Annotated in this window: 27 protein-coding genes; 9 read left to right on the top strand and 18 right to left on the bottom strand. The window is 73.5% G+C overall.

Going from position 1 to position 26,609, the window contains the following annotated elements:
- Window positions 1–44: 44 nt before the first annotated feature.
- Window positions 45–674, bottom strand: a complete 630-nt coding sequence (locus PO879_RS07285; RefSeq protein WP_278237247.1) for a MerR family transcriptional regulator — start codon at window positions 672–674, stop codon at window positions 45–47.
- Window positions 675–753: 79 nt separating this feature from the next.
- Here PO879_RS07285 and PO879_RS07280 point away from each other — a divergent pair, with 79 nt between their 5' ends.
- Complete coding sequence (locus PO879_RS07280) at window positions 754–1,242, top strand: DUF4188 domain-containing protein (protein WP_278237246.1); 489 nt, start codon at window positions 754–756, stop codon at window positions 1,240–1,242.
- A 4-nt stretch (window positions 1,243–1,246) separates the two neighbouring features.
- On the opposite strand, the gene PO879_RS07275 is transcribed toward PO879_RS07280, so the two are convergent.
- From PO879_RS07275 to PO879_RS07245, 7 genes are all read right to left on the bottom strand, one after another.
- Window positions 1,247–2,095, bottom strand: a complete 849-nt coding sequence (locus PO879_RS07275; RefSeq protein ID WP_278237245.1) for an RNA methyltransferase — start codon at window positions 2,093–2,095, stop codon at window positions 1,247–1,249.
- Between the two features lie 48 nt (window positions 2,096–2,143).
- Window positions 2,144–3,373, bottom strand: a complete 1,230-nt coding sequence (locus PO879_RS07270; protein WP_278237244.1) for an alpha/beta hydrolase — start codon at window positions 3,371–3,373, stop codon at window positions 2,144–2,146.
- Window positions 3,374–3,402: 29 nt separating this feature from the next.
- Window positions 3,403–5,406, bottom strand: coding sequence for an ABC transporter ATP-binding protein (locus PO879_RS07265; protein ID WP_278237243.1), 2,004 nt, complete (start codon window positions 5,404–5,406; stop codon window positions 3,403–3,405).
- Window positions 5,403–7,154 carry an ABC transporter ATP-binding protein gene (locus PO879_RS07260; protein WP_278237242.1) on the bottom strand — a complete coding sequence of 584 codons (1,752 nt, stop codon included), beginning with the start codon at window positions 7,152–7,154 and terminating at the stop codon, window positions 5,403–5,405. Before PO879_RS07260 ends, PO879_RS07265 begins: the two co-directional genes overlap by 4 nt.
- 116 nt (window positions 7,155–7,270) lie before the next feature.
- Window positions 7,271–8,458, bottom strand: coding sequence for an SPFH domain-containing protein (locus PO879_RS07255; RefSeq protein ID WP_278237241.1), 1,188 nt, complete (start codon window positions 8,456–8,458; stop codon window positions 7,271–7,273).
- A gap of 36 nt (window positions 8,459–8,494) precedes the next feature.
- Complete coding sequence (locus PO879_RS07250; protein ID WP_278237240.1) at window positions 8,495–8,986, bottom strand: NfeD family protein; 492 nt, start codon at window positions 8,984–8,986, stop codon at window positions 8,495–8,497.
- 95 nt (window positions 8,987–9,081) lie between these two features.
- Window positions 9,082–9,879, bottom strand: a complete 798-nt coding sequence (locus tag PO879_RS07245; RefSeq protein ID WP_278237239.1) for an ABC transporter ATP-binding protein — start codon at window positions 9,877–9,879, stop codon at window positions 9,082–9,084.
- An 87-nt stretch (window positions 9,880–9,966) separates the two neighbouring features.
- Between PO879_RS07245 and PO879_RS07240 the strand changes: the two genes are divergently transcribed.
- The gene (locus tag PO879_RS07240; protein ID WP_278237238.1) at window positions 9,967–10,734 is read left to right on the top strand and encodes a hypothetical protein; all 768 of its coding nucleotides are present in this window, start codon (window positions 9,967–9,969) and stop codon (window positions 10,732–10,734) included.
- A 15-nt stretch (window positions 10,735–10,749) separates the two neighbouring features.
- On the opposite strand, the gene PO879_RS07235 is transcribed toward PO879_RS07240, so the two are convergent.
- Window positions 10,750–11,370 (bottom strand): hypothetical protein, encoded by a 621-nt coding sequence (locus PO879_RS07235; protein ID WP_278237237.1) that lies wholly within the window; start codon window positions 11,368–11,370, stop codon window positions 10,750–10,752.
- Window positions 11,367–12,593, bottom strand: coding sequence for a glycogen synthase (glgA, locus tag PO879_RS07230; RefSeq protein ID WP_278237236.1), 1,227 nt, complete (start codon window positions 12,591–12,593; stop codon window positions 11,367–11,369). The genes PO879_RS07235 and glgA overlap by 4 nt, the downstream gene beginning before the upstream one ends.
- A 67-nt stretch (window positions 12,594–12,660) precedes the next feature.
- Here glgA and glgC point away from each other — a divergent pair, with 67 nt between their 5' ends.
- Both glgC and serB read left to right on the top strand, forming a co-directional pair.
- Window positions 12,661–13,905 (top strand): glucose-1-phosphate adenylyltransferase, encoded by a 1,245-nt coding sequence (gene glgC, locus PO879_RS07225; RefSeq protein ID WP_278237235.1) that lies wholly within the window; start codon window positions 12,661–12,663, stop codon window positions 13,903–13,905.
- Window positions 13,898–14,620 (top strand): phosphoserine phosphatase SerB, encoded by a 723-nt coding sequence (serB, locus tag PO879_RS07220; protein WP_278237234.1) that lies wholly within the window; start codon window positions 13,898–13,900, stop codon window positions 14,618–14,620. Before glgC ends, serB begins: the two co-directional genes overlap by 8 nt.
- A 46-nt stretch (window positions 14,621–14,666) precedes the next feature.
- Here serB and PO879_RS07215 read toward each other — a convergent pair whose 3' ends face one another.
- From PO879_RS07215 to fabG, 3 genes are read right to left on the bottom strand one after another with little or no spacing between them, the layout of a single operon-like run.
- Entirely contained in the window at window positions 14,667–15,224 is a 558-nt protein-coding gene (locus tag PO879_RS07215; protein WP_278237233.1) for a histidine phosphatase family protein, read from the bottom strand.
- A 10-nt stretch (window positions 15,225–15,234) separates the two neighbouring features.
- The gene (gene fabI / locus PO879_RS07210) at window positions 15,235–16,002 is read right to left on the bottom strand and encodes an enoyl-ACP reductase FabI (RefSeq protein ID WP_278237232.1); all 768 of its coding nucleotides are present in this window, start codon (window positions 16,000–16,002) and stop codon (window positions 15,235–15,237) included.
- A 59-nt stretch (window positions 16,003–16,061) separates the two neighbouring features.
- Window positions 16,062–16,787: a 3-oxoacyl-ACP reductase FabG gene (gene fabG / locus PO879_RS07205; protein WP_278237231.1), complete on the bottom strand. Its 726-nt coding sequence runs from the start codon at window positions 16,785–16,787 to the stop codon at window positions 16,062–16,064.
- Window positions 16,788–16,957: 170 nt separating this feature from the next.
- On the opposite strand from fabG, the gene PO879_RS07200 reads away from it, so the two are divergent.
- The 3 genes from PO879_RS07200 to PO879_RS07190 are packed head-to-tail and all read left to right on the top strand — an operon-like array spanning window position 16,958 to window position 18,458.
- The gene (locus PO879_RS07200; protein WP_278237230.1) at window positions 16,958–17,323 is read left to right on the top strand and encodes a DUF3099 domain-containing protein; all 366 of its coding nucleotides are present in this window, start codon (window positions 16,958–16,960) and stop codon (window positions 17,321–17,323) included.
- Entirely contained in the window at window positions 17,323–17,562 is a 240-nt protein-coding gene (locus PO879_RS07195) for a hypothetical protein (protein ID WP_278237229.1), read from the top strand. Before PO879_RS07200 ends, PO879_RS07195 begins: the two co-directional genes overlap by 1 nt.
- The gene (locus tag PO879_RS07190; RefSeq protein WP_278237228.1) at window positions 17,559–18,458 is read left to right on the top strand and encodes an SURF1 family protein; all 900 of its coding nucleotides are present in this window, start codon (window positions 17,559–17,561) and stop codon (window positions 18,456–18,458) included. The genes PO879_RS07195 and PO879_RS07190 overlap by 4 nt, the downstream gene beginning before the upstream one ends.
- A 55-nt stretch (window positions 18,459–18,513) precedes the next feature.
- On the opposite strand, the gene PO879_RS07185 is transcribed toward PO879_RS07190, so the two are convergent.
- On the bottom strand, window positions 18,514–20,112 hold the full coding sequence (locus PO879_RS07185) for an ABC-F family ATP-binding cassette domain-containing protein (RefSeq protein ID WP_278237227.1): 1,599 nt from the start codon (window positions 20,110–20,112) through the stop codon (window positions 18,514–18,516).
- A 138-nt stretch (window positions 20,113–20,250) separates the two neighbouring features.
- Here PO879_RS07185 and PO879_RS07180 point away from each other — a divergent pair, with 138 nt between their 5' ends.
- Window positions 20,251–21,123 (top strand): formate/nitrite transporter family protein, encoded by an 873-nt coding sequence (locus PO879_RS07180; protein ID WP_278237226.1) that lies wholly within the window; start codon window positions 20,251–20,253, stop codon window positions 21,121–21,123.
- A 21-nt stretch (window positions 21,124–21,144) separates the two neighbouring features.
- Here PO879_RS07180 and PO879_RS07175 read toward each other — a convergent pair whose 3' ends face one another.
- Both PO879_RS07175 and PO879_RS07170 read right to left on the bottom strand, forming a co-directional pair.
- Window positions 21,145–22,578 carry a DUF2809 domain-containing protein gene (locus PO879_RS07175; RefSeq protein WP_278237225.1) on the bottom strand — a complete coding sequence of 478 codons (1,434 nt, stop codon included), beginning with the start codon at window positions 22,576–22,578 and terminating at the stop codon, window positions 21,145–21,147.
- Between the two features lie 122 nt (window positions 22,579–22,700).
- On the bottom strand, window positions 22,701–23,849 hold the full coding sequence (locus PO879_RS07170; protein WP_278237224.1) for a LacI family DNA-binding transcriptional regulator: 1,149 nt from the start codon (window positions 23,847–23,849) through the stop codon (window positions 22,701–22,703).
- A gap of 112 nt (window positions 23,850–23,961) precedes the next feature.
- Between PO879_RS07170 and PO879_RS07165 the strand changes: the two genes are divergently transcribed.
- Window positions 23,962–25,668 (top strand): acyltransferase, encoded by a 1,707-nt coding sequence (locus PO879_RS07165; protein WP_278237223.1) that lies wholly within the window; start codon window positions 23,962–23,964, stop codon window positions 25,666–25,668.
- 78 nt (window positions 25,669–25,746) lie between these two features.
- On the opposite strand, the gene PO879_RS07160 is transcribed toward PO879_RS07165, so the two are convergent.
- Window positions 25,747–26,109: a metal-sulfur cluster assembly factor gene (locus PO879_RS07160; protein WP_278237222.1), complete on the bottom strand. Its 363-nt coding sequence runs from the start codon at window positions 26,107–26,109 to the stop codon at window positions 25,747–25,749.
- A complete protein-coding gene (gene sufU, locus PO879_RS07155; RefSeq protein WP_278237221.1) occupies window positions 26,102–26,602 on the bottom strand; it encodes a Fe-S cluster assembly sulfur transfer protein SufU in 501 nt (166 codons plus the stop codon). Before sufU ends, PO879_RS07160 begins: the two co-directional genes overlap by 8 nt.
- Window positions 26,603–26,609 lie beyond the last annotated feature (7 nt).

Here is a 26,609-nt window from a genome sequence, read left to right as displayed (position 1 = left end):
GAGGCAATGGTGATCCGCGCCACACACCGGCCGCCATGGCGGGCTCAGACCGCGCCCTGACCGCCGCCGGCCCGCCGGGCGCTCGCCTGCTGCTGGGCGAACCGGCGCAGGACGACGAGCACCGGATCCGTGAGGAGGGTGCCGACCACGACCTGGCGGGCCGCGTCGGCGGGAGCGTCGGGCACCGTGGCGAGGTCCGCGCGGGCCACCAGCTCGGCGGCGTCGGCGAGGACGGCCAGATGCTCGTCACCCACCGGCACCCCGGCCCGCTCGGCGTCGCGCAGCAGGGCCGCCAGACGGCCGGCCAGGGCGGCGTCGTCGTACCACCCCCGCGCCGCGACGAGAGCGTCCACGCGCCGACGGACGGCGTCGTCGACCTCGCCGTCGGACCGCGCCTCATCGGCGACCAGGGCGTGCTGCGCCGCGCCGAGCAGGTCGTGGCGGGACCGCGGCGGGTCGTCCAGGGCGGACAGGACGTCGCGGACGGCGGCCAGCGACAGCCCGGCCGACTCCGTCATCGCGCGGACCAGCCGGACCCGGTCGACGTGCTCGTCGCCGTAGGTGGCCTGCGTGCGCGACGTCGGCTCACCCGGCGGCAGCAGCCCCTCGCGCAGGTAGTACTTGATCGTGGCCACCGGCACCCCGGTGCGGTCGGCCAGCGCGGAGATCCGCATCCGTTCCCTCCCGTTCTTGACATTGGAGAGTAGCACTCTCCAATAATGGATAGCCCTACTATCCATTTCGGGAGAAGCCATGGTCACCCTGACGACGCACGACCACGACGGCGAGCTCGCCGTCTTCCTCATCGGCGCACGGATCGAGCGACCGTGGCGTCCCGACGGGTGGTGGCCCGCCCTCGCGGCGATGCGGCCGATGCTCACCGAGCTCGCCCGCGACCCCGGCTCCGGGTTCCTGGGCGCCACGACGCTGGTCGGCGCCCGCGGGCCGACGTCCGTGCAGTACTGGCGCAGCGTCGAGGACATCTACGCCTACGCCGGCGACGACGCCCGCCGGCACCGGCCGGCGTGGGTCGAGTTCTACCGCCGGGCGCGCCGCGTGCCCGGCGCGGTCACCGTGTGGCACGAGACGTTCCGTGTCCCGGCGGGCGGCCACGAGAGCCTCTACGCCGGCCAGCCGGCGCTCTTCGGCCTCGCCGCCGCGACCGGAGCGGTCCCGGCCGCCCGCCGTGGCCGGACCGCGCGGGAGCGGCTGCACAGCACCGGGGCGCAGGACGGCTCCTGAACGGTCAGCGCGTGCGGGTCGCCCAGAAGGCGACCGCCGAGGCCGCCGCCACGTTGAGCGAGTCCACCGCCCCGGCCATGGGGATGCGGACCACGCGGTCGGCGGCGGCCACGGCGCCGCGGGAGAGCCCGTCGCCCTCGGTCCCGAGCACCAGGGCCAGGCGATCGGGCGCCTCGTCCGCCAGCTCGTCGAGCGTGACGGCGTCGTCGCTCAGCGCCAGCGCGGCGACCGTGAACCCCAGGTCCTGCAGCTCGCCCACACCGGCCGGCCAGGCCGGCAGCCGCGTCCACGGCACCTGGAACACCGTGCCCATCGAGACCCGCACCGACCGCCGGTACAGGGGGTCGGCGCAGCGCGGGGTGACCAGCACGGCATCCACGCCCAGGCCCGCGGCGGAGCGGAAGATCGCCCCGACGTTCGTGTGGTCGACGATGTCCTCCAGGACGGCGACCCGCCGCGCTCCGCCACCGGCCCCGCGGCGGGACAGCAGCTCGCCGACGTCGGCCAGCGCTGGGCGGTGCATCGCCGCGAGCGCCCCGCGGTGCAGGTGGAACCCGGTGATCTCGCGCAGGACGACCTCGTCCGCGACGAAGACCGGCACGTCCGGGTGGGCGGCGAGCACGTCGGCCATCGAGTCGAGCCACTTGTCGGCCATGAGGAAGGACCGCGGCCGGTGCCCGGCGGCCAGCGCCCGGCGGATGACGTTCGACGACTCGGCCATGAACAGGCCCTCGACGGGCTCGCGGGCCGTGCGCAGCTTGACGTCGGTCAGGTCGGTGTAGTCCCGCAGCCGCGGGTCGGCCGGATCGGTCACGGGCACCACGGCGGCGGCGAGCTCGGCAGGCAGGTTCACCCGGCGATTCTCTCAGCCCTCGCCCCGGCGCCCGGACGCCACGGGGGGTCAGCCCCCGGAGAACCACCGCAGCGTCAGCTCGCGCCAGGTCTGGGTCCCCACACCCCCGGGTGCGGCGTCGAACACGTGCCCCGCCGCCGGCAGCTCGACGAGCTCGTGCTCCACGTCGTGGCGGGCCAGCACGCCCGCCAGGTCCTGCGCGCCGGCCGGCGGGACGAGGTGGTCCGCGGCACCGAGCACCATCAGCGTCGGGGGCGCCCCGTCCCGGACGTGCTCGGCCGGCCACACGGCGGCGTAGCGCTCGGGCACCTCGCCGGGGGCTCCACCGGTGTACCGCTCGGCCATCGACCGGGCGGCGTCCCCGACGACCGGGTCGTCGTTGTCGTGGAACGCGACCGGGTCCGCCACGGGGTACAGCGTGCTCACCGCGGCGACGCGCGGCAGCTCGCCGGAGCAGGCGGGCTCCAGCTCCCCGGCCTCGGCGCGGTAGGCCACGTCGAGGGCGACGTTCCCGCCGGCGGAGTCGCCGACGAGGTGGACCTCGGCCGGGTCGCCCCCGTGCTCGGCGGCGTGCTCACCCGCCCAGACCAGGGCGCAGGCGACCTGCGGCTCCACGACGTCCCACCGGTGGTCCTCGTCGTCCGACAGGGGGTAGTCGACGCTGATCGCCAGAAAACCCTGATCGGCGAACCAGGCGGCGTGCGAGGCAGTGGTCGGCTGCAGCCGGTCCTCGGAGGTCCACCCGCCGCCGTGCACGAGGACCACGACGGGTGCCGGCGCCCCGTCCTGTCCCGTGCGGGGCAGCCAGACGGACAGCTCCTGCGGCTCCCCGTCGAGCTGCGCGTACTCGGCGTCGAGGTCGGCCGAGACGTCGCCCCGGACGAGGGTGAACAGCTCACCGATCCGCACGGCGACGCCGTGGTCCTGGGCGACGAGCAGCTGCTGGGTGACGACGGTGAAGGAGCAGACGGCCGTCGTGGCCCCGGCGACGAGCGCGATCACACGTGGCACGGACGGCCGGCGCAGCAGCGCGACGGTGCCGAGGACGAGCACGACGATGCCGGCCGCCACGAGCCAGACCGCCCAGGGCGAGACGGCGACGCCGGTGTGCCCGAGCCAGGGCACCTGCGGTACGAGGGCGCCGACCGAGAGCACGGCGAGCGGCAGGGCCACGGCGAGCAGCACGCCGACGAGGACGCTGCGCCGCGGCCGGGCGCCGGGATCCGGGCGAGCCGCGGATGCCGGCTCGGCGGCCGGCCGGGTGTCGGGTGCGGTCACGCGCACCACTGTGGCACGCCGTGCGGTGCTCACGCACCGGACCCGGCCGGGTCCTCGGTCATCGGCGCGGCGAACTGGCTCGCGTAGAGCCGGGCGTAGGCACCGTCGGCAGCGAGCAGCCCGTCGTGGTCGCCCTGCTCGACGATCCGCCCGTGCTCCATCACCACGATGAGGTCGGCCTCACGGATCGTGGAGAGCCGGTGGGCGATGACGAACGAGGTCCGCCCCGACCGCAGCGCGTTCATCGCCTCCTGCACCAGCACCTCGGTCCGGGTGTCCACCGAGCTCGTCGCCTCGTCCAGGACGAGGATGTCGGGGTCGGCGAGGAACGCCCGCGCGATCGTCAGCAGCTGCTTCTCGCCGGCGGAGAGCGACGCGCCGCCGTCGTCGAGGACGGTGTCGTACCCGTCGGGCAGCGTCCGCACGAACGGGTCGACGGAGGTGGCCCGGGCGGCCGCCAGGAACTCCTCCTCCGACACCTCGCGTCCGTCGCGCACCCCGTAGCGGATGTTCTCGGCGATGGTGCCGCCGAACAGCCAGGCGTCCTGCAGCACCATCCCGACGCGGGACCGCAGCCCGTCGCGCGTCATCGCGCGGGTGTCGACGCCGTCGAGCAGGATCCGGCCCCCGTCGATCTCGTAGAACCGCATGAGCAGGTTGACCAGCGTGGTCTTGCCGGCACCGGTCGGCCCGACGATCGCGATCGTCTGGCCGGGCTCGGCCACCAGGTCGAGGTGCTCGATGAGCTCCTCGTCGGGGGTGTAGGAGAACGACACGTCGTCGAACTCGACCCGGCCGCGCACGCGCTCCGGGTCGCGGGCCGGGACCGGGTCGGGATCCTGCTCGGGGGCGTCGAGCAGCGTGAAGACGCGCTCGGCCGAGGCGACGCCCGACTGCAGCAGGTTCATCATCGAGGCGATCTGGCTCAGCGGCTGGGTGAACTGGCGCGAGTACTGGATGAAGGCCTGCACGTCGCCGATGGAGAGCTGGCCGGAGGCGACCCGCAGCCCACCGATGACGGCCACCAGCACGTAGTTGAGGTTCGCGAGGAAGCCCATGGTCGGCTGGATCGTGCCCGAGATGAACTGCGAGCGCCGGGTGGCGTCGTGGACGGCCTCGTTCTCCCGGGCGAAGGTCGCGGCCGCGTCGGCCTGACGGCCGTACACCTTGACCAGGGCGTGGCCGGTGAACATCTCCTCGACGTGCGCGTTGAGCCGCCCGGTGGCGGCCCACTGCTCGATGAACTGCGGCTGCGACCGCTTGGCGATCGCCATGGTCAGCAGGATCGACAGCGGCACCGTGACGAGGGCGACCAGGGCCAGCACCCACGAGATCCAGAACATCATCGACAGCACGCCCACGACGGTCAGCAGCGCGGTGACGAGCTGGGCCAGCGTCTGCGTGGTCGTCTGGGCGACGTTGTCGATGTCGTTGGTGACCCGGGAGAGGATGTCGCCCTTGGCCTGCCGGTCGACATAGCTCAGCGGGATGCGGTGCAGCTTCGCCTCGACGTCGTCGCGCAGCCGGCGCACCGTGTTCTGCACCGCCACCGTCATCAGGCGCGACTGCCACCAGCCGAACACGAACGCCCCGACGTAGACCGCGACGACCGTGGCGAGGATCTGCGCGAGCCGCTCGACGTCGATCCCCTCGCCCGGCACGACGCCGCTCATCGCCGCGATCATGTCGGCCTGGTTCTCGTCGCCGGCGGCCCGGAGCGCCGCGACCGCCTCCGCGGTGGTGGTGCCCGGCGGCATCGTGCTGCCGAGGAGCCGGCCGACCACCCCGGTGAAGATGACGTCCGTCGCGTCGCCGAGGATCTTGGGGCCCAGCACCGTGAGCACGACCGAGACCGTCCCGCACGCGAGCAGCACGGCCACCCGCACCCGTTCGGGGCGCATGACGCCGGCGAACCGCCGCAGCGACCCGCCGAAGTCCAGCGGCTTGGCGGTGGGCACGCCCGCCGCGGCGCGCGGCCCGTGGCCGCCGGCCGGGGGTCCGGGCGGCGGCCGGTGGGAGGTCTGCTGGCTCATGCCGCCTCCTCCCTCGACATCTGGGAGGTGACGATCTCGGCGTACGTGGCGTTCTCGGCGAGCAGCTCGGCGTGGGTGCCCCGCCCGACGACCCGGCCGTGGTCGAGCACCAGGATCTGGTCGGCGTCGCGGATGGTGGCGACCCGCTGGGCGACGACGAGCACCGTCGCGCGGGCGGTGCGCGGGCGCAGCGCGGCCCGGAGCCGGGCGTCGGTCGCGTAGTCCAGGGCGGAGAACGAGTCGTCGAAGAGGTAGACGAGCGGACGGCGGATCACGGCCCGGGCGATCGCCAGGCGCTGGCGCTGACCGCCGGAGAACGTCGTGCCGCCCTGGGCCACCGACGCCTCCAGGCCGTCGGGCAGGGCCTCGACGAAGCCGCGGGCCTGGGCCACCTCGAGCGCGTCCCACATCTCCGCCTCGGTGGCGTCGGCCTTGCCGTACCGCAGGTTGTCGGCGATCGTCCCGGAGAACAGGTAGGCCTGCTGCGGCACGAGCCCCAGCACGGACCCCAGGTCGGCCGTGGACAGGTCCCGCACGTCGACGCCGTCGATCGTGACCCGCCCGGCGGTGACGTCGTACAGCCGGGGCACGAGGTTCAGCAGCGTCGTCTTGCCGGACCCGGTCGAGCCGATGATCGCGGTGGTCCGTCCCGGCTCCGCGACGAGGTCGACGTCCTGCAGCACCGGGTCGTCGGCCCCCGGGTAGCCGAACCGCACCCCCTCGAACGCGACGCGCCCCCGCGGCCCGGCGCCGTCGGACAGCTGCGCGAGACCGACCGGTGCGGCGGGCTCGACGACGGAGGTCTCGGTGGCCAGCACCTCGCCGATGCGGCCCGCGGCGACGGAGGCCCGCGGCACCATCATCACCATCATCGTCGACATCATCACCGCCATGAGGATGAACATGATGTAGCTGAGGAAGGCGATGAGGGACCCGACCTGCAGCGACCCGTCGGCGACCTCTCCGGCGCCGAACCAGAGCACCGCCACCTGCGACAGGTTCATGATGAGCATGACCACCGGGAAGGCCAGCGCCATCAGCTTGCCGGCGCCGAGCGAGACGTCGTACAGCCGCGTGTTCGCCGCGGCGAAACGTTCCGCCTCGGCACGCTCACGCACGAAGGCCCGCACCACGCGCAGGCCGGTGATCTGCTCGCGCAGGACGCCGTTGATCGCGTCGATGCGCGTCTGCATCGCCCGGAAGTAGGGCACCATCCGCCACAGCAGCACGCCGAGCACACCGCCGAGCACCGGGACCACGACGAGCAGGAGCAGCGACAGGCTGCCGTCCTCGCGCAGCGCCATGACGACGCCGCCGACCATCATGATCGGCGCCACGACCATGATGGTGAAGGTCATCAGCACCATCATCATGACCTGCTGGACGTCGTTGGTCGTCCGGGTGATCAGCGACGGCGCCCCGAACTGCCCGAGCTCGCGGGCCGAGAAACCCTGGACCGCGTCGAACAGGTCGCGCCGCAGGTCACGGCCGAACGCCGTCGCCGCCCGCGCCCCGAGGCCGATCGCCCCGATCGCGCAGACCACCTGTCCCAGCGAGACGAGGAGCATCACTCCCCCGACCTCGAGGATGTAGCCGGTGTCCCCCTGGACGACGCCCTGGTCGACGATGTCGGCGTTGAGCGACGGCAGGTACAGCGTCGCCAGGGTCTGCGCGAGCTGCAGCACCAGCAGCACGACGACGGCACCGAGGTAGGGGCGCAGGTAGCGCCGGACGAGCGTGACGAGCATCAGGACTCCTGGGTCCGGGTCGGCGGTGCTCCCTCAGCGTGGACGGCGCGAGCCCCGCCGTCCACCGCAGGACGACGGGGCTCGGGCGGGACCACGGCGAGGTCGGCGCCGTCAGGTCACTGCTGGGGCGGGGCCGGCGGCTCGTCGTCGCCGACCGTCCGCGGCCGCGGCGACGGGGGCGCCGTCGGCGGCTGCTCGCCGGCGGGACGCTGCCCGCGCTCGACCGACGGGTCGAACGGCGACCCGGAACGGGTGCCGGAGCTCGTGGCGTCGGCCGTGGCCGCCTCGGCCTGGCGGCGCGCCTCGGCGAGCGCCTCGCCCGGGTCCTGCAGCCCCGACTGCCCCAGCGCGGAGGACAGCGCCGCTCCGGCGCCGCCGTCGTCCTCGTCGTCGCCGGGCTCGGTGGGGATGCCCGGGGTGCCCGGCGTCCCGCCGAAGCCCTTGGCGATGGAGCCCAGGGCGGCGGTGAACTCGGTCGGCACGACCCACAGCTTGGACGAGCTGCCGTTGGCGATCTCGGGGAGCATCTGCAGGTACTGGTAGGCCAGCAGCTTCGGGTCGGGGTTGCCCTGGTGGATCGCCTCGAAGACCTGGAGGATGGCCCGCGCCTCACCCTCGGCCTGCAGGATCGCCGACTGCGCGTCACCCTCGGCCCGCAGGATCTGGGACTGCTTCTCACCCTCGGCCGTGAGGATCTGCGACTGCTTGACACCCTCGGCGGTGAGGATGGCGGCGCGGCGGTCGCGCTCGGCGCGCATCTGCTGCTCCATCGCGCCCTGCACGGAGGCCGGCGGCTCGATGGACTTCAGCTCGACACGGTTGACGCGGACGCCCCAGCGGCCCGTCGCCTCGTCGAGGACCCCGCGGAGCTGGCCGTTGATCTGGTCACGGCTGGTCAGCGTCTGCTCGAGGTCCATGGACCCGACGACGTTGCGCAGCGTGGTGACGGTGAGCTGCTCGATACCGGTGATGTAGTTCGAGATCTCGTAGACCGCGGACTTGGGCTCGGTGACCTGGAAGTAGATGACGGTGTCGATCTCGACCACGAGGTTGTCCGAGGTGATCACCGGCTGCGGCGGGAACGAGACGACCTGCTCGCGCAGGTCGACGCCGGCCCGCACCTTGTCGATGAACGGCACCAGCCAGTGCAGGCCGGGGTCGAAGGTCTTCTGGTAGCGGCCGAGGCGCTCGATGATCAGCGCGGTGGCCTGGGGCACGACGCGGACCATCTTGAACAGCGCCGTGATCACGAAGATCACGAACGCGAGCAGGACGACCCAGCCGATGATGGTGGCGAGTTCCACGAAGCACTCTTTCCGTTGTGGGTGGTGCGGGGAGGATCAGACGAGCCGACCGCCGTCGTCGGTGGTCGGTGAGCTCGGGGAGGACGCGGGTGTCACGACCGCGGTCGCGCCGTCGATGGCGACGACCCGGACCTCCACGCCCTCGGGGATCCGGTCGCTGCTGTCGGGGACGCCGTCGTCGGGCAGGCGGGCCGACCACACCTCACCGGAGAGCTTGACCCGGCCGCCGGTCTCGGTGACCTCGGCGAGCACGATCGCGAGCCGTCCGACCTGGGCCGCGGCGTTGGTCTCGACCAGGTCGGTGCGCTGGCGCAGGTTCTGCAGCAGCCAGGGACGCAGCACCGCCAGGAGCAGCACCGCCACGACGCACGCCACGATGATCTGGAGCCACACGGGTCCACCTCCCGCCGCCGTGAGGCCACCGGCGACCGCGCCGCCCGCGAGCATGATGAACACCAGGTCGAGGGAGATCATCTCGACGATCGCCAGGACGAACGCCCCGGCGATCCACCACAACCAGCCGTCCATCACGCCTCCGACCTCGCCGTCTGCTTTGCTCCGAATTTACCAAAGCCGAGGCCGCGACGTGCAGGGGGTCACCGGGTGTGTCGCCGGCGGTCGCCTCAGCGGCCGGCGGGGCGTGCGGCGCGCGCCAGCCAGCGCCCGCCCCCGTGCGCGACCAGCAGGTCCATGCCGAACGCCTTCGACAGGTTCTCGGCGGTGAGGACCTCCTCGATGGGTCCGGACGCCTGCACGTGGCCGTCGCCGAGCAGCAGCAGGTGGGTGAACCCCGGGGGGATCTCCTCCACGTGGTGGGTGACCACGACCAGGACCGGCGAGGCCGGGTCCCCGGCCAGCTCGGCCAGCGCCCCGACGAGCTCCTCGCGACCGGCCAGGTCCAGGCCGGCGGCGGGCTCGTCGAGCAGCAGCACCTCGGGGTCGGTCATCAGCGCGCGGGCGATCTGGACCCGCTTGCGCTCCCCCTCGGACAGGGTGCCGTAGTGGCGGTCGATCAGGTCGCCGACGTCGAAGGCGGCGAGCAGGTCCTGCGCCTGCTTCTCGTCGAGCTCCTCGTACTCCTCGCGCCAGCGACCGGTGACGCCGTACGCCGCCGTCAGGACGACGTCGCGCACCGTCTCCCCCGCCGGGATCTTGTCGGCCAGAGCCGCCGAGGAGAACCCGATCCGCGGACGCAGCTCGAACACGTCGGTCTTCCCGAGCTGCTCTCCCAGCAGCGTCGCAGTGCCCGCGGTCGGGTGCGACCGGGCGGCGAGGATCTGCAGCAGGGTGGTCTTGCCGGCGCCGTTGGGCCCGAGCACGATCCACCGCTCCCCCTCGGAGACGGTCCAGTCGATGGTGTCGACGATGGTCGAGGTGCCGCGTCGGACGGTGACGCCCTGCAGGTCGAGTACCGCGCTCATGGTGCCCGACCCTACCGGAGCCTGCCTCGCCGTCGGACCGCCGACCGCGACGTGTCACGGCGGGCGCCGCCGTCTATCGTGCATGGGGTGGAAGCGAGCAACCTCCTGCCCCGCAGCGTCGTCCTGGCGCTGTGGCTCCAGGCCGTCGGCGCCTCGCACGGCGTGGCCGTGCGGTCGGTGACCGACGACGACGAGCCGCACACCGTCGTCGGGCTGCCCGGGTCCGCGGACACGTCCGGCACCCTGGCCGACCTCGTCGCCGCGTTCTCGACGGGTCCGCGCGAGGTGTGCGCCCTGCTGCCCGCCCCGGGCGACCCGTCCGGGGTGCCCGCACCCGCCGCCCACGACGCCGTCGAGGCCGGCGAGTGCGTGCTCGTCTCGACCGCCGAGGGGTCCTGGGCCGCGGTGCCGCACGTGACCGCCTTCGGCAGCGCGCTCGAACCGGGTCACCTGGTGTCCTGGGAGATCATCGCCGTGCCCCCGTGGTCGACCCTGGTGGCCGGCACCGTGGGCTCGCTCGCCGACGCCGAGCGCGAGCTGCGCAGCAGCCTGATCGTCGCCACCGACGCCCTGGACTCCCTCGACGTGGCGCGCTGGCGCGACGACGCGGCCGACGCCATCGAGCGGCTGCGCTCCTCGACGACGGCCGGCTGGCCCGTCCCCGAGCTCGAGGGGCGGCGTGCCCGCGTGCTCCAGCTCGCCTGGCGCCTGCTGCAGATCGTCGACCTGGCCACCGCGGACGACGGCGGCGCGGTGAACCTCTGGCAGGCCGACCAGCGCTCCACCGCGCTGCGCGAGGTCGACCGCACGGCCCGGCGGGCGCTGGGCGCGGCGACCTACGCCGCGGTGCGGTAGCCGCCCGACGGGCGCTCAGCCCGCGGTGCCCGTCGACACGCTGTCGTAGACGATCCAGACGAAGACGACGATCGACACGGGCAGCGCGATGCGCCCCAGCGTCTCGACGAACGCGAGCTGTCGCCCCAGCATCCCGCACCGGGCGACCGCCTCGCGCTGGACCGCGTAGGACCAGCGCACCGACCGGTAGCCCGCCGAGAGGTAGGCCAGGTCGATCAGCCGCCGCCCCCGGGAGACGGCCTCCGTCCCGGCCACCCAGGCTCCCTGCGCCAGCGGTGCGGCGACCGCGAGCGCTGTCAGGTTGACGATGATCCGCAGCGCCACTCCCGCCGCGAAGACGACCAGCGGGGACAGGATCAGACCGATCAGCGCCGCCGGGTCGGCCAGCTGGGTCGGGTCGGTCAGCCAGCTCATCGCCCCGTTCGTGAGGTCACCGCTCACCCACGCCACCGCGAGGCCGATCACCACCAGGGGCCACACCGCCCGGCGCAGCGCGCGCAGCACCAGCAGCGTCGCCGCGTCCACCGTGCCCGCGCGCAGGAACGCCGCCGGACGGACCTGCTCCTCGGGGCTCAGCCCACGGACCCGCACGTCGTCCCACAGCCCCTGCCGCCGTCGGCGGCCCTGCCGGCTCACGCGCCGAGCACGCCGCGGTACACGTCCATCGTGCGCTCGGCGATGGCGGACCACGCGAAGTGCTCCTCCGCACGACGACGGCCCGCCGCGCCCCAGGCGGCCGCCCGGACGGGGTCCCCGGCCAGGTCCGTCAGCGCGGCGGCCAGGTCGGCCTCGAAACGGTCGGGGTCGAGCGGCGTCCCGGTGCCGTCGTCGGACTGCTCGATCGGGACCAGCGTGCCCGTCACGCCGTCGTCGACGACCTCGGGGATACCTCCGGTCGCGGAGCCCACCACGGGCAGCCCGACCGCCATCGCCTCGAGGTTGACGATGCCCAGCGGCTCGTAGACCGAGGGGCACACGAACACCGTCGAGGCGGCCAGCACGGCGCACAGCTCAGGACGGGGCAGCATCTCCTCGATCCACACCACGCCGGCCTCGGCCCCGCCGCCGCGGGCCGCGCGCAGGTCGTCGACCAGCCCGCGCACCTCGGCCATGATCTCGTCGGTGTCCGGGGCGCCCGCGCAGAGGATCACCTGCACCTCGGGCGGCAGCTGGGCGGCCGCCCGCAGGAAGTGCGGCAGCCCCTTCTGGCGGGTGATGCGCCCGACGAACACCACGGCCGGCCGGTCGGTGTCGATGCCGCGCTCCGCGGCGACGCGGGCCACGGAGTCCTCGTGCGGACGGACCCAGCCGTCCAGGTCGATCCCGTTGTGCACGACGTGGACGCGGTCCGGGTCGAGCTCGGGGTAGCAGCGCAGGATGTCGGCGCGCATGCCGGCCGAGACGGCGACGATCCCCGCGGCCCCGAGGTAGGCGGTGCGCTCGGCCCAGCTCGAGACCGCGTACCCGCCGCCGAGCTGCTCGGCCTTCCAGGGCCGCAGCGGCTCCAGGGAGTGCGCGGTCACCACGTGCGGGACGTCGTGCAGCAGGCCGCCCAGGTGGCCCGCCATGTTCGCGTACCAGGTGTGGGAGTGCACGACGTCGGCACCGGCGACGTCCTCGGCCATCGCCAGGTCCACCCCGAGCGTGCGCAGGGAGGCGTTGGCGCCGGTGAGCGTGCCGGGCACGTCGTAGCCGGTCACGTCCTCGGCGTCGGGGCGCGGACCGTCGAAGCAGCGTACGCGCACGTCGGCGTGGGCGCGCAGGACGCGGGAGAGCTCGGCCACGTGCACCCCGGCTCCGCCGTAGACGTGCGGCGGGTACTCGCGGGTCAGCAGGTCGATGACGGGTCGGGTGCTCACACCCTCAACATATCGTCGCCCGCCGCGTCGTGCGGCATGCGCGCCCGCGAGGTCCTAGGGTCGACCCATGGCATCGTCACACCCCCGGGTCCTGGCCATCGTCCTCGCCGGCGGCGAGGGCAAGCGACTGATGCCGTTGACGGCACAGCGGGCGAAACCCGCCGTGCCGTTCGGGGGGATCTACCGGCTCGTCGACTTCGCCCTGTCGAACATCATCAACTCCCACTACCTGCACGTCATCGTGCTGACGCAGTACAAGTCGCACTCGCTGGACCGGCACATCTCCAAGACGTGGCGCATGTCGGCCCTGCTGGGCAACTACGTCTCCTCGGTGCCCGCCCAGCAGCGGGTCGGCAAGCACTGGTACCTCGGCTCGGCCGACGCCATCCACCAGTCCCTCAACATCATCGAGGACGAACGCCCCGACATCGTCGTCGTCGTGGGCGCCGACCACGTGTACCGCATGGACTTCTCGCAGATGGTCGACGCGCACATCGAGTCCGGCGCCCGGGCCACCGTGTCCGCGATCCGCCAGCCCATCGCCCTGGCGGACCAGTTCGGCGTCATCGACGTCGACCCGCAGGACCCCACGCGCATCCGCGAGTTCCTCGAGAAGCCCGTCAACCCCGTCGGCCTGCCCGACTCCCCCACCGAGGTGCTCGCCTCGATGGGCAACTACGTCTTCGACACCGACGCCCTGGTCGAGGCCGTGACCAAGGACGCGGCCAACCCGGACTCCCGTCACGACATGGGGGGCGACATCATCCCCGCGTTCGTCGACGAGGGGACGGCCGGCGTGTACGACATGATCCGCAACGAGGTGCCCGGCGCGACGGACCGCGACCGCTACTACTGGCGCGACGTCGGGACCATCGACGCCTACTTCGACGCCAACAAGGACCTCATCGCCGTCCAGCCGGTCTTCAACCTCTACAACGAGGACTGGCCGCTGTACACGGGGTACACGGGGCTGCCGCCGGCGAAGTTCGTGCACGCCGGCCCGGGCCGGCTCGGCCACGCGGCCGACTCGATCGTCTCACCTGGTGTCCTCGTCTCCGGCGCGACGGTCGCAGGGTCCATCCTGTCCCCGGGCGTGCACCTGCACTCCTGGGCGACGCTGACCGACTCGGTCGTGATGGACGGCGTCCAGGTGCACCGGCACGCCCAGGTCCACCGCGCCATCCTCGACAAGAACGTGGTGGTGGACGAGCGGGCACGGATCGGCGTCGACCACGAGGAGGACCGCGCCCGCGGGTTCACCGTCACCGACTCGGGGATCACCGTCGTCCCGAAGGGTTCCCACGTTGCCTGACCGCGCCCCCGACACGCCCCTGCCCGACCCGTCCGACGCACCGCACCGCCGCCTGGTCGTCACCGACGTCGACTCGACGTTCCTGACGCAGGAGGTCATCGAGCTCATCGCCGAGCACGCCGGCACCCGCGAGCAGGTCGCCGAGGTCACCGAGCGCGCGATGCGCGGCGAGCTCGACTTCGCCGACTCGCTGCGCGAGCGCGTGGCCACCCTGGCCGGTGTCCCCGTGAGCGCCCTGGCCGCCGTCCGCGACGCCGTCGTGCTCACGCCGGGCGCCGCGGAGCTGGTCGCCGAGGTGCAGCGGCGCGGATGGGAGTTCGGGCTCGTCTCGGGCGGGTTCGCCGAGATCCTCGAGCCGCTGGCGGACTCGCTGGGCATCACCCGGTGGCGCGCCAACCGGCTCGAGGCGGTCGACGGCGTGCTGACGGGCCGCACGACGGGCCCGGTCGTGGACCGCGCCCTGAAGGAGTCGACGCTGCGCGAGTGGGCCGCCGACCTGGGCCTGTCGATGGCCGACACCGTGGCCGTGGGCGACGGCGCCAACGACCTGGACATGATCGGTGCCGCGGGCATTGGGGTCGCCTTCGCGGCCAAGCCGGCCGTGCGGGAGCAGGCGCCCTACTGCCTCGACGGTCCCCGGCTGGACGCGGTGCTGGAGATCGTGGACGAGGTCGACGCCGGGCGTCGGCCCGTCGCGGACGCCCGGCCCTCCTGACGCGGCGCGGGGCCGCCCGACGCGGCGCCACGGGGCCCGGACCGGCTCAGGACGGCCGGCCGACCCGCAGCAGGGTCGCGGACTTCTTGCCCCACTGCGACCAGGGCAGGTCCTCGGCGTGCAGCACCGAGTAGGTCGCCGTCGGCACGCCGACGCGCACCTGCGCGAGCGCGGCGTCGTCGGAGTCCCGGTCGGCCAGGTAGGCGGCCGTGGCCGCCATCGTGGGCTCGTGACCGACGACGAGCACCGTCGTCGCGTCGCTGCCGGCCCCGCGCACGAGCTCGAGCACGTCGCGGATGCTGGCCGCGTACAGCTCGTCGCGCACGTCCACGGTGATCGCGTCGCGGCCCGCGAGGTGCGCGGCGGCCAGGTCCCAGGTCTGGCGGGTGCGCAGCGACGACGAGACGAGCGCGAGGTCGGGGACGAGGTGGGCCGCCGTGAGCGCCATCCCGACCCGACCGGCCTGCTTGCGCCCCTTGAGCGCGAGCGGCCGGTCGGCGTCCGGGAGCGGGTCGCGGGCCGGTTCGGCCTTGGCGTGCCGCAGCAGCACGAGACGGCGCCCCTGACGCGGGACGTCCGGCGAGTGCGTCGACGACACGTTCATCGGCTCGGGATCACTGCCCCATCGCGTGCAGGCCACCGTCGACGTGCACGATCTCGCCGGTCGTGGCCGGGAACCAGTCGGACAGCAGCGCGACGACGGCGCGGGCGGCCGGCTCGGCGGTCGTCTGGTCCCAGCCGAGCGGGGCGCGCTGCGGCCAGGCGTCCTCCATCGTCTCGAAGCCCGGGATGGACTTCGCGGCGGTGGTGCGGATCGGTCCGGCGGACACGAGGTTCGCGCGGATGCCCTCGGGGCCCAGGTCGCGGGCGACGTAGCGGTTCGCGGACTCCAGGCCGGCCTTGGCCACGCCCATCCAGTCGTAGACCGGCCAGGCGAACTGGGCGTCGAAGGTCAGGCCCACGTAGGAGCCGCCGTCGGTCATCAGCGGCTGCGCCGCCGTGATGAGCGACTTGTAGGAGAACGTCGAGATCTGCATCGCGGTGGCGACGTCGTCCCACTCGGCGGTGAGGAAGTTGCCGCCCATGACGCTCTGGGGGGCGAAACCGATCGAGTGCACGACGCCGTCGATGCGGTCGGTGTGCTCCCCGACGCGCTCCGCGAGCGCCCCGAGGTCCTCGGCGCTGGTGACGTCCAGCTCGACGACGGGGGCGGTGACGGGCAGGCGCTTGGCGAAGGCCTGCGTGAGCTTCATCTGGCGCCCGAAGGACGTCAGGACGACCTCGGCGCCCTCTTCCTGGGCGAGGCGTGCGGCGTGGAAGGCGATGGAGCTGTCCGTGAGGACGCCCGTGATGAGCAGCTTCTTGCCGTCGAGCAGAGCCATGGTGACCTTTCGGTGAAGTTCTTTCCGGAGCGTACTGGGAGTCGGGGCCCGAGGGACAGTCAGTGCCCCATGCCGAGCCCGCCGTCGACGGGCACGACGGCGCCGGAGACGTAGGCGGCGGCGTCGGAGGCGAGGAACTCGACCACGCCGGCCACCTCGGCCGGGTCGGCGAACCGCCCGGCGGGGATCGAGGACTTGTACTTCTTCTGGGTGTCCTCGGGCAGCGCGGCAGTCATGTCGGTCTCCACGAAGCCGGGCGCGACGACGTTCGCGGTGATCCCGCGCCCGCCGAGCTCGCGCGTGATCGACCGGGCCATGCCCACCAGGGCGGCCTTGGTCGAGGAGTAGTTGACCTGGCCCGGGCCGCCGTAGAGCCCGACGACGGAGCCGATGAGGACGATGCGGCCGGACCGGGCGCGGATCATGCCCTTCGAGGCGCGCCGCACGCAGCGGAACGTCCCGGTGAGGTTGACGTCGACGACCTGGTCGAACTCCTCGTCGCTCATCCGCATCAGGAGCTGGTCGCGGGTGACGCCGGCGTTGGCCACGAGCACCGTCGGTGCGCCGAGCTGCTGCTCGAGTTCGGTGAACGCCGCGTCGACGGCCGCACTGTCGGTGACGTCGGCGACGAACCCGTGCACCCCCTCGGGCAGGTCTCCCCCGCGGTAGATCGTCGCGACGGTGTCGCCGGCGGCGACGAAACGCTCCGCGATCGCCCGCCCGATGCCGCGCGCGGCCCCGGTCACGACCACGGTGCGGCCACCGGTTGCTGCCTGCTCTGCCACGGGATGCTCCTCTCGACGACGGGCCGGGCCCGGACGTACGACGTACGCCGCTGCGACGGTACCTGGTCGGACGTGGTGCGCCGCGCTGACGCCGTGGCACATGTCGCGCGTCCGCGTTGTGGGAAACCTCCAAAGACCGGACCATCGCCGAGCCGCCGTAGACTGACGAGGTGAGTACGTCCAGCCCGTCCGAGGTGCACTCGATCACGGCCGTCCCGACGAACCTGTCGGACGACCAGCACCGACGCATGCGGGCGTACCTCATCCAGATGGGCCTGCGCGTGGTCCTCATCCTGACGGCGGTGCTGCTCGTCGACGGCTGGCTGCTGTGGGCCTGCATCGCCGGCGCCGTCATCCTGCCGTACACGGCCGTGCTGTTCGCCAACGCGGGCCGCGACCGCAGCGCGCGCGACGTCGAGTCGCTGCCGCCGGAGATGCCGCGCGAGCTGCCGACGACGCCCGCGGCGCCACCGGACGACGTGCGCATCGTGGAGCACACCGACGACACCGACGACTCCGACCGGAAGGACCACTGATGGACGTGCTCGGCCTGGGGGCCGACCCCGTCGCCGACGACGCCCTGGTCTGCTCGGCCAAGGGGTGCCGTGACGAGGCGCGCTGGGGCCTGCTGTGGAACAACCCCAAGCTGCACACGCCGGAGCGGCGCAAGGTGTGGCTCGCCTGCTCCGACCACCGTGACCACCTCGAGCGGTTCCTCGGCGCCCGAGGCTTCTGGAAGCAGACCGTCGGCGTCGACGAGCTGGAGCGTGCGTGAGGCGGACCCGCCGGCAGTGGGTCACGCTCGGTCTGGCCGCCGTGCTGCTTGCCGCCCTGTGCGTCCTGGCGGCCCTGTGGCAGTGGCACCGCTACACCGACCGGCAGGCGCAGATCGACCTCGTCGAGGCCAACTACACCGCTGACCCGGAGCCCCTGGCGACGTTCGTGGGCGGACCGGACGAGGAGCTGGCGCCGCGGGACGTGTGGCGCCCCGCCGTCGTCACCGGCGAGTACGACCCCGCCGGCACGGTGCTGCTGCGCAACCGCCCCGTCGGCGGCACGCCCGGCTTCCACCTCCTGGTGCCGCTGCGCACGGAGCTCGGGGGCGAGGAGGTCGTCCTCGTCGTCGACCGGGGGTTCGTCCCGCTCGGCGCCGACGCCGGCGAGCCGGCGTTCGTGCCCGACCCGCCCGACGGCGAGGTGACCGTGACCATGACGCTGCGGGCCGACGAGCCGGCGTCCGACCGGGGCGCGCCGTCGGGCACGGTCGTGCGGATCAACACCGAGCAGGTGCTGGCCCAGGGTGCCGCCGACGGCGCGGCGACGACGGCGGCGGCGACGGTCGGGGCCTACGGCCAGATGCGCAGCGAGGACCCGGCGGCGGCCGAGACGCCCGTGGCGCTCCCCCGCCCCGACACCGACCCCGGATCGCACCTGAGCTACACGTTCCAGTGGGCGATCTTCGCGCTCGGGGCCGTCGGCGGCTACGTGCTGCTGTGGCGCCGCGAGACCCGGGCGGCCACGGTCACGGCCGGCGAGCTGCTGGCCGCCGACGACCCCGAGGGCACCTCACGACCGCGGCGACCGCGCCGTCGGCACGTCGACGAGGACTACGAGGACGCCGTCCTGGACGCCGCCCACCAGGCCCCCGCGAGATCGACGTACCCGGACTGAGACCGACGGACGGTGCGTCGGTCCCGGGACGGACGGGTCGATCTCGCGACCGGCGTCACGCCAGGGAGACGAGCTCGGCGTAGTCGTCCGACCACAGGTCCTCGTCGCCGTCCGGCAGCAGGAGCACCCGCTCCGGGTTCAGCGCGTCGACCGCGCCGTCGTCGTGGGTGACCATGATGACGGCACCCTCGTAGGTGTTCAGCGCCCCGAGGATCTCCCGGCGCGAGGCCGGGTCCAGGTTGTTCGTCGGCTCGTCGAGCAGCAGCACGTTCGCGCTCGAGACGACCAGCGTGGCCAGCGCCAGGCGGGTCTTCTCCCCGCCGGAGAGGACGTGCGCCGGCTTGTCGGCGTCGTCGCCGCTGAACAGGAACGACCCCAGCGTGGTGCGCACCTGGGTGTCGGTCAGGTCGGGGGCGGCGTGCCGCAGGTTCTCCACGACGGTGGCGTCCATGTCGAGCATGTCGTGCTCCTGGGCGTAGTAGCCCATCTTCAGCCCGTGGCCCGGCAGGATCTCGCCCGTGTCCGGTGTCTCCACACCGGCGAGCATCCGCAGCATCGTCGTCTTGCCCGCACCGTTGAGCCCGAGGATGACGACCCGTGACCCCCGGTCGATCGCCAGGTCGACGCCCGTGAAGACCTCCAGCGAGCCGTAGCTCTTGGACAGCTCCCGTGCCATCAGTGGCGTCTTGCCGCAGGGCGACGGCTTCGGGAACCGCAGCGCGGCCACCTTGTCCGTCTGCCGCTCGCCCTCGGTGCCGGCGAGCATCCGCTCGGCCCGCTTGAGCATGTTCTGCGCGGCGGTCGCCTTGGTCGCCTTGGCGCGCATCTTGTTCGCCTGGGCGATGAGCGTCTCGGCCTTCTTCTCGGCGTTGGCGCGTTCGCGCCGACGACGGCGCTCGTCCTGCTCGCGCTGCTCCAGGTACTTGTCCCAGCCCAGGTTGTACTGGTCGAGCTCGCCGCGGTTGGCGTCGAGGTGGAAGACCTTGTTCACGCAGGCGCGCAGCAGCTCGACGTCGTGGGAGATCACGATGAACCCCCCGGAGTAGGACCGCAGGTACTCGCGCAGCCACACGATGGAGTCGGCGTCGAGGTGGTTGGTGGGCTCGTCGAGCAGCAACGTGTCCACCCCGGAGAACAGGATCCTCGCCAGCTCGACGCGGCGGCGCTGGCCGCCGGAGAGCGTGTGCAGCGGCTGAGCGAGGATCCGGTCGTCGAGCGCCAGGTTGCTCGTGATGCGGTGCGCCTCGGACTCGGCCGAGTACCCGCCCGCCGCGAGGAAGCGCGTCTCCAGCTTCGGGTACCGCTCCAGCGCCGCGGCCTGGACCTGCGGGTCCTCGCTGGCCATCTCCTTCTCGGCCTGGCGCATCCTCGTCACGATGACGTCGAGGCCGCGGGCGCTGAGCACCCGGTCCATCGCCACGACGTCGAGGTCACCGGTGCGCGGGTCCTGCGGCAGGTAGCCGATCTCGTTCCCGCGCGTGATCGTCCCGCCCGCCGGCAGCGTCTCGCCCGCCAAGGTCTTGGTGAGCGTGGTCTTGCCGGCGCCGTTGCGACCGACCAGGCCGACACGGTCGCCCGGGGCCACGCGGAACGTGGCCTCGTGCAGCAGGGTGCGCGCGCCGAAGCGCAGCTCGACGCCGTGGGCCGTGATCAAGGCAGGGGTGTCCTTCGAAAGAGTGCGGGGTCGCGCGCCAGTCTACGGCCCGGCGCCCGCTCCGGCAGCGACCCATGTCACGTCACCGGACCCCGTGGTCGGCCGACGTCGTCACGGTGCGACGTCTAAGGTAAGACCATGGATGATCAGGGCAGGCTCTTCCCTGGCAAGCAGTTCATCTCCACGGTGCTGGACGCGCTGCGGACCAAGTCGACGATGAGCGGCGGGCTGGCACACATCTACCTCATGCGTGCCGCGATGGCCGGTGCACTCATCGGGATCATGTACATCACCTACTACACGGTGATCGCGACGTTCGCCGGGATCGGGGACGGCGACCTGGCCGGCCTCGGCAGCATGGTCGGCGCGCTCGTGTTCGGCTTCGCGCTCGTGTTCATCTACTTCAGCAAGTCCGAGCTGCTGACGTCGAACATGATGATCGTGTCGGTCGGTCGGTACTACAAGAAGATCTCCGCCTGGCGCGGGCTGCACGTCCTGCTCCTGTGCTACCTGGGCAACATCCTCGGCGGCCTCGCCGTCGCGCTGGCCGTGCTCGGCTCCACGCTCGGCGACGGCGCGGTGGGCGAGCAGATGCAGCACTCCGTGGACCACAAGCTCGGCTACCTCACCGAGGGTCTGGCGGGATGGTCGGACCTGTTCGTCCGTGCGGTGCTGTGCAACTTCATGATCAACCTCGGCATGCTGCTCGTCTACAACGGCTTCGTGAAGAACGACGGCACCAAGGCGCTCATGATGATCATGAGCGTGTTCGTCTTCGCGTTCGTCGGCTTCGAGCACTCCGTGGCGAACACCGCGCTGTTCCTCATGGTCGGTCTCCACGACGGCATCGACGTCGGACTCGCGCTCGGCAACCTCGCCGTCGTGCTGGCGGGGAACTTCATCGGCGGCGGGCTGCTCATCGGCTACTACTACTCGTTCGCCAACGACGACCGGCGATACCTGCGCAAGCAGGGCGCCCGCACCGGGACCGAGGCGGACACCGAGGTCTGACGCCCCCTCGGGCCGCGGCGGTCAGTAGGCGTCCGGGGTCGCCACCGCCTCCCAGTGCCAGGGCTCCGGGAGGCGGCCGGTCGGTCCGGCCCAGTCCGGGTGGGTCCAGCCGTACTGCTCGGCGTGCTCCGCCAGCCACGCGAACCGCGCGCCGTCGAACCCTTCAGGTCCCACGCTGAGGTCGACGGCGGTGCCCAGACCGTGGTTCGAGCATCCGGGCGGCGCCGCCAGCGGGTTCGGGTTCTCGGGACGGTAGACCTCGCGCTGCTCGTCCATGCTCCGGTACGCGGAGTTCACGACGAGGTGCGCCCCGAACTGCGCGAGGTAGGCCTCGTCGAGCGCGACGAGGCCGTCGAGGAGGTCGGCCCGCACCGAGTGCTGCGGTGCCCACGGGATCGGCGCGAGGTCGTCGGCGGGTATCCGGCCGCCCTCGGGGAACCAGACCTGGTCGGGGAACGGGCAGACGACGTCGTCCTGGGCCGACATCAGCCTCGCGGTCGCCGTGCCGACGGCGTCCTGACGCGCCCGGAGCACGGGGGCGACCTCCTCGAGGTCGGCGAGCGGCATCTGGGCGAGGCGGTCCGGGTCGGCGAGGGCGACCGTGTCGTCGACGGCTCCCAGCGCGTCACGGACCGCTGCCCGGGTCGCCTCACCGGCGTCCTGCCCCGACTCGGCGAGCGCGTCGGCCGCATCCAGCACGCGTTCGGCACGGCGGCGCACGGGGGCCGCCTCCTCGCGGGCGGTCGTCGCCCGGTCGGTCGCGTGCTCCCGACGGGACGCCTGCACGGCCTCGATCGCGTCCTCGAGGCCGGCGGCCGCCGCCCGGGCGTCGCCCGGCAACCGGTGCAGCACAGGGGTGGCCTCGAGCACCGACCCCGCGCTGTCGAGGGCCGCGGCGAGCCGCTCCCGGACGGCGTCGTCGGCCACCTTGTCCGCGGACGTGCCCAGCTCCCGCTGCGCGGTGGTGACCTCGGCGGTCAGCTCGACGGCCTCGGCCTCGACGATCCGGCCGAGGACGAGACCGCCCGCCACGAGAAGACCGAGGACCGTCAGCGGGGCGACCACCGAGGCGGCACGGCGGCCCCGCACCGCGGCGGCGGTGGGCGCGTGCCGCAGCGTCTGGCCGGTCCCACCCCGGCGGGGCGTCACGGCGGCGACGAGCGTCCCGGCCAGGGCCGCCCCCAGCGCGTACCAGGCCAGGTCCTGCACCGCGAAGGTCGTGCCGACGACGAACCGGGCCGTGGGCCACCGGTCGAGGAGCGCGGGGGCGAGCGGGGTGAGGTGGGACGCCTCGATCACCGCGCAGACCGCGAGCGCCACCGAGGCCGCGACCGCCGGGGGCGTCCGGGGAGCCAGCAGCACCACGAGCCAGACGACCAGCACCGCGGAGAGCGCGTCGCCGAGCGGGCCGCCGACCGCCTCGGGGAGGACGGTGCGCCCGGCCAGGCCGACCACGATCGTCGTGGCGGCGAGGGCGGCCGAGATCGCTCGGGAGACCCGGGGGGGCGTGGGCCGTCACCGTGGCGCAGGACGACGGGTCGCGACGTCCGCCCGGAGCGGCGGCGCATCGGTGCAGGTCACGGGCAGGACTCTACGGCATCGGACGACCGGGCGACGGCCGTGCTGGACGCCCGCACCACCAGCGCGGGCGCGATGAGCGACCGGTGGACCGACCGCTCCGCACCCTCGACCAGCCGCGCGACGACGGTCTCCACGGCCAGGCGCCCCACCTCCGGCAGCGGCGGGCGGACGGCGGTCAACGGCGGGTCGGCCAGCTCGGCCACCTGGTCGTCGTAGGCCACGATCGCCAGGTCGTCCGGCACCACGACACCGGCCTCGGCGCAGTACTGGGCGAGGTTCACGGCGGCCGGGTCGCCCTGGACCACCACCGCCGTCGTCCCGGACGCGACGACGTCGTCGAGGACGCCGGCCAGGACCTCGGCCCGGCCGGGCGCCCCGAACCCGTCCGTCGGACCGGTGAGCTGCTGCGCGGGATCGACGTCGAGCGACCGCAGGGCGTCGGACCACCCGTGGTGCAGCAGGTCCGACGTCGTCGACGCGGCCAGCGTGAGCAGCCCGATGCTCCGGTGGCCCTGGGCGTGCAGGTGCCACACCGCGGTCGCCGCGCCCGCCACGTGGTCCGCCGCCACCCACTCCAGGCGGGCGAGCGGCATCGGGCCGGGCGGCTGCCGCTCGGCCAGCACCACGGGCAGCGGCAGGCGGTCCAGCCGGCGGAGCAGCTCGGCCCCGGCGGCACCGCGGACGTCGGGAGCCACGACGAGACCGTCGATGCCCGGCGTCTCGGCCAGACGCCGGACCTGGTGCCGCTCCTCGTCCGGGTCGTAGGCGGTCGTGCGGATGACGAGGCGGACCCCCGCCGCCGCGGCGGCCGCCCGGGCCCCGGCCACCAGGGGCGGGAAGTAGTAGTCGAGCTGCGGCACGACCAGCCCGACGGTGAAGCGTGACCGCCCGTCCGGCGTCCCCCGCTCGGACGCCGGGACGAAGGGGTCCGGGAGCGTGGCGCCCCCGTGGACGCGGTCGAGCAGCCCGCGCGTCGCGAGCGCGTTGAGGTCGCGCCGGACGGTCATGGCCGACACACCGAGCTCGGCGGCGAGGTCGTTCACCCGGACGGTGCCGTCGGTCCGCAACCGGCGCAGGACGTGCTCCCGGCGCCGCGCGCCGAGCTGGGCGGGCGGCGCACCGGGCTGGGACGGGCCGGTCGGCATGGGTTCCCCGTTCACTCGCTGTTCGAGTCTGTTCGTTCCTGGGCGATCTGCTGGTCGTCCCAGCATGCCCGGTCCGAGACTCGGACGACGACACCACGCACGAGGGAGAGCGATGAGCCCGACGACCACCACGCAGCCGACGACGACGTCCGGCCGCCACGACCTGGACTACGAGCCCTGGCGGTTCTGGTCCGAGGCCGACGCCGCGCAGCGAGACCGGCAGCAGGCTCTCCAGGCGGAGCTCGCGGGGCGCGGCGTCCGGTGCGGCGAGCGCTGCTTCGTCTCCGCGCTGGCGTCGGTCACCACCGACGTCCTGGAGCTCGGCGACCGCACCTACGTCGCCGCCGGCGCCGTGCTCTCCGGCGACGTCCGGGCCGGCCGCGACTGCTCGGTCAACCCGTACACCGTGGTGCGTGGCGAGGTCCGGATCGGCGACGCCGTCCGGATCGGTGCACACACCTCCCTGCTCGGCTTCAACCACACGATGGACGACCCGGACACCGAGATCCACCGCCAGCCGCTGCGGGTGCAGGGCATCACGATCGGCGACGACGTCTGGATCGGCTCCCACGTGGTGGTGCTGGACGGCGTCCGCGTCGGCGACAAGGCCGTGCTGGCGGCCGGGGCCGTGGTGACCAAGGACGTCCCGCCGGGCGCCGTCGTCGGGGGGAACCCCGCGCGCGTCCTCAAGTGGCGCACGGCACCGCCCACGCCGGAGGCCGCGCCGCGCGACGACCTCGCGGCCGCCGTGGCGCGGTTCGCGGACGCCGCCCGCGCGCAGGCCCGTGCGGTGCTGGACCGGTGCTGGGACCCCGCGACGGGACTCTTCCTCGACGCTCCGGGCGTCTCGGCGACGGTCCGCGCGCAGTGCGACGCCGTCGAGGTGGCCGACCTCCTGCTCGACGGGCCACCCCCGCAGCTCCCCGCCACCGAACAGGTGGACCGCCTGCGGTCGTGGCAGGACGCCGGCACCGGGATGGTGGGCGAGCTGGGTCCCGACGGCGTCCCGCGCCGCCCCGGGACCGGCCTGTTCGACCCGGAGGCCGCCTACCACGTGCTCAGCGTCGGGTACGCCCTGGAGCTGCTCGGCTCGCGCTTCGCGCACCCGGTCGCCGTCGTGTCCGACGCGTCGCTGGAGGACGTCCTGCACGGGCTGCGGGAGCAGGACCGGCTCGCCGACCCCTGGGCGACGGGTCACTGGGTCGACGTGCTCGGCACGGCGCTGCACCGCAACCGGGAGCTCGGCGTCGACACGCCGCCGGGCGCCACCGAGGCCCTGCTCGGCCGACTGCTGTCACAGGCCGACCCGCGGACCGGCATGTGGGGCCGGCCCGGCCCGGACGGCGACCTGCTGCTGACGGTGAACGGCTACTACCGCACCACGCGCGGCACCTTCGCCCAGCACGGCGTGCCCGTCCCGTACCCGGAGCGCGTCGTCGACACCGTCCTGGCGCACGTGCGCGACGCGCGTTACTTCCATCCCGGACGGCAGAACGCCTGCAACGTCCTCGACGTGGCCCACCCGCTGTGGCTCACGCGCGCCACGGGCCACCGGTCGGACGAGGTCGTCGACGTCGCCCGGACGCTCCTGGGCCAGGCGCTCGGCCGCTGGGAGCCGGACCAGGGCTTCGCCTTCCGGGCGTCGGACGCCTCGACGGCGTCGCTGCCGCAGGCACGGCCGGGTCTGCAGGGCACGGAGATGTGGCTGGCCATCGTGTGGCTCCTGGCCGACCTGGCCGGCGTCTCCGACGCGCTGGGCTACCGTCCGCGGGGCGTGCACCGTCCCGAGCCGGCCGCCACGCTTCGCGACCGGGACTGACCGGGGCGCCCGCCCCCGGGAACGACGCGGGCCGGGTGCACCCGATCGGTGCACCCGGCCCGCGTCGTCGGACGGCTCTCAGACGTTGAAGCCGAGCATGCGCAGCTGCTCGCGACCGTCGTCCGTGATCTTCTCCGGGCCCCACGGCGGCATCCAGACCCAGTTGATCCGGTGCCCGGTGACGATGCCCTCCAGTGCCTGGGCGGACTGGTCCTCGATGACGTCGGTCAGCGGGCAGGCCGCGGACGTGAGCGTCATGTCGATGGTGGCGTGGTTGTTCTGGTCCACCTCGACGCCGTAGACGAGGCCGAGGTCGACGACGTTGATGCCGAGCTCGGGGTCGATGACGTCGCGCAGCGCCTCCTCGACGTCGGCCGCGGTGGTCGCGCCCGGCGCCGCCGGCGCCTGCTCGGGGGCGGTGTCGGTCGGGTTGTCAGTCATCCGATCCTCCGGGTCGGTCGGCCAGCGCGCCGCTGCGCGCCAGCGAGTCCTTCAACGCTGCCCAGCCGAGCAGCGCGCACTTGATGCGGGCGGGGTACTGCGAGACGCCGGTGAAGGCCGTGCCGTCGCCCAGGGCGTCCAGCACCTCCTCGTCGTCGAGCCCCTTGCCCCGCGAGCCCATCAGGGCGTGGAAGGCGGCGTCCAGCCGCTCGACCTCCCTCAGGTCCTGGCCGGTGACCAGCTCGGTCATCACTGAGGCCGACGCCTGCGAGATCGAGCAGCCCTGTCCCTCCCAGGACACGCGCTCGAGCGTGGCGCCGTCGTCGGTGCTCCGCACGTCCACGCGCAGGGTGACCTCGTCCCCGCAGGTGGTGTTGACCTGGTGGGACTCCCCCGCCAGATGACCGCTGGGGACGTCGACCAGGCCGTGTCCGTGCGGATGCTTGGCGTGGTCCAGGATGACCTGCTGGTACAGGTTCTGCAGCGAGCTCATGCCGGCT

Source organism: Isoptericola sp. AK164, assembly GCF_029643425.1.
GTDB lineage: Bacteria > Actinomycetota > Actinomycetes > Actinomycetales > Cellulomonadaceae > Isoptericola > Isoptericola haloaureus.
The sequence above is the reverse complement of the archived record's forward strand: the minus strand, read 5'-3'. Positions and strand labels throughout refer to the sequence as shown.

Excerpts from the sequence above, each read along its gene's own strand:
- PO879_RS07165 (WP_278237223.1), top strand. The coding sequence starts at position 23,962 with ATGAGCCCGACGACCACCACGCAGCCGACGACGACGTCCGGCCGCCAC.
- PO879_RS07280 (WP_278237246.1), top strand. The coding sequence starts at position 754 with ATGGTCACCCTGACGACGCACGACCACGACGGCGAGCTCGCCGTCTTC.
- PO879_RS07265 (WP_278237243.1), bottom strand. The coding sequence starts at position 5,406 with ATGAGCCAGCAGACCTCCCACCGGCCGCCGCCCGGACCCCCGGCCGGC.
- PO879_RS07160 (WP_278237222.1), bottom strand. The coding sequence starts at position 26,109 with ATGACTGACAACCCGACCGACACCGCCCCCGAGCAGGCGCCGGCGGCG.
- PO879_RS07285 (WP_278237247.1), bottom strand. The coding sequence starts at position 674 with ATGCGGATCTCCGCGCTGGCCGACCGCACCGGGGTGCCGGTGGCCACG.
- PO879_RS07245 (WP_278237239.1), bottom strand. The coding sequence starts at position 9,879 with ATGAGCGCGGTACTCGACCTGCAGGGCGTCACCGTCCGACGCGGCACC.
- sufU (WP_278237221.1), bottom strand. The coding sequence starts at position 26,602 with ATGAGCTCGCTGCAGAACCTGTACCAGCAGGTCATCCTGGACCACGCC.
- PO879_RS07215 (WP_278237233.1), bottom strand. The coding sequence starts at position 15,224 with ATGAACGTGTCGTCGACGCACTCGCCGGACGTCCCGCGTCAGGGGCGC.
- PO879_RS07180 (WP_278237226.1), top strand. The coding sequence starts at position 20,251 with ATGGATGATCAGGGCAGGCTCTTCCCTGGCAAGCAGTTCATCTCCACG.
- PO879_RS07170 (WP_278237224.1), bottom strand. The coding sequence starts at position 23,849 with ATGCCGACCGGCCCGTCCCAGCCCGGTGCGCCGCCCGCCCAGCTCGGC.
- fabI (WP_278237232.1), bottom strand. The coding sequence starts at position 16,002 with ATGGCTCTGCTCGACGGCAAGAAGCTGCTCATCACGGGCGTCCTCACG.
- PO879_RS07260 (WP_278237242.1), bottom strand. The coding sequence starts at position 7,154 with ATGCTCGTCACGCTCGTCCGGCGCTACCTGCGCCCCTACCTCGGTGCC.
- glgC (WP_278237235.1), top strand. The coding sequence starts at position 12,661 with ATGGCATCGTCACACCCCCGGGTCCTGGCCATCGTCCTCGCCGGCGGC.
- PO879_RS07250 (WP_278237240.1), bottom strand. The coding sequence starts at position 8,986 with ATGGACGGCTGGTTGTGGTGGATCGCCGGGGCGTTCGTCCTGGCGATC.
- PO879_RS07195 (WP_278237229.1), top strand. The coding sequence starts at position 17,323 with ATGGACGTGCTCGGCCTGGGGGCCGACCCCGTCGCCGACGACGCCCTG.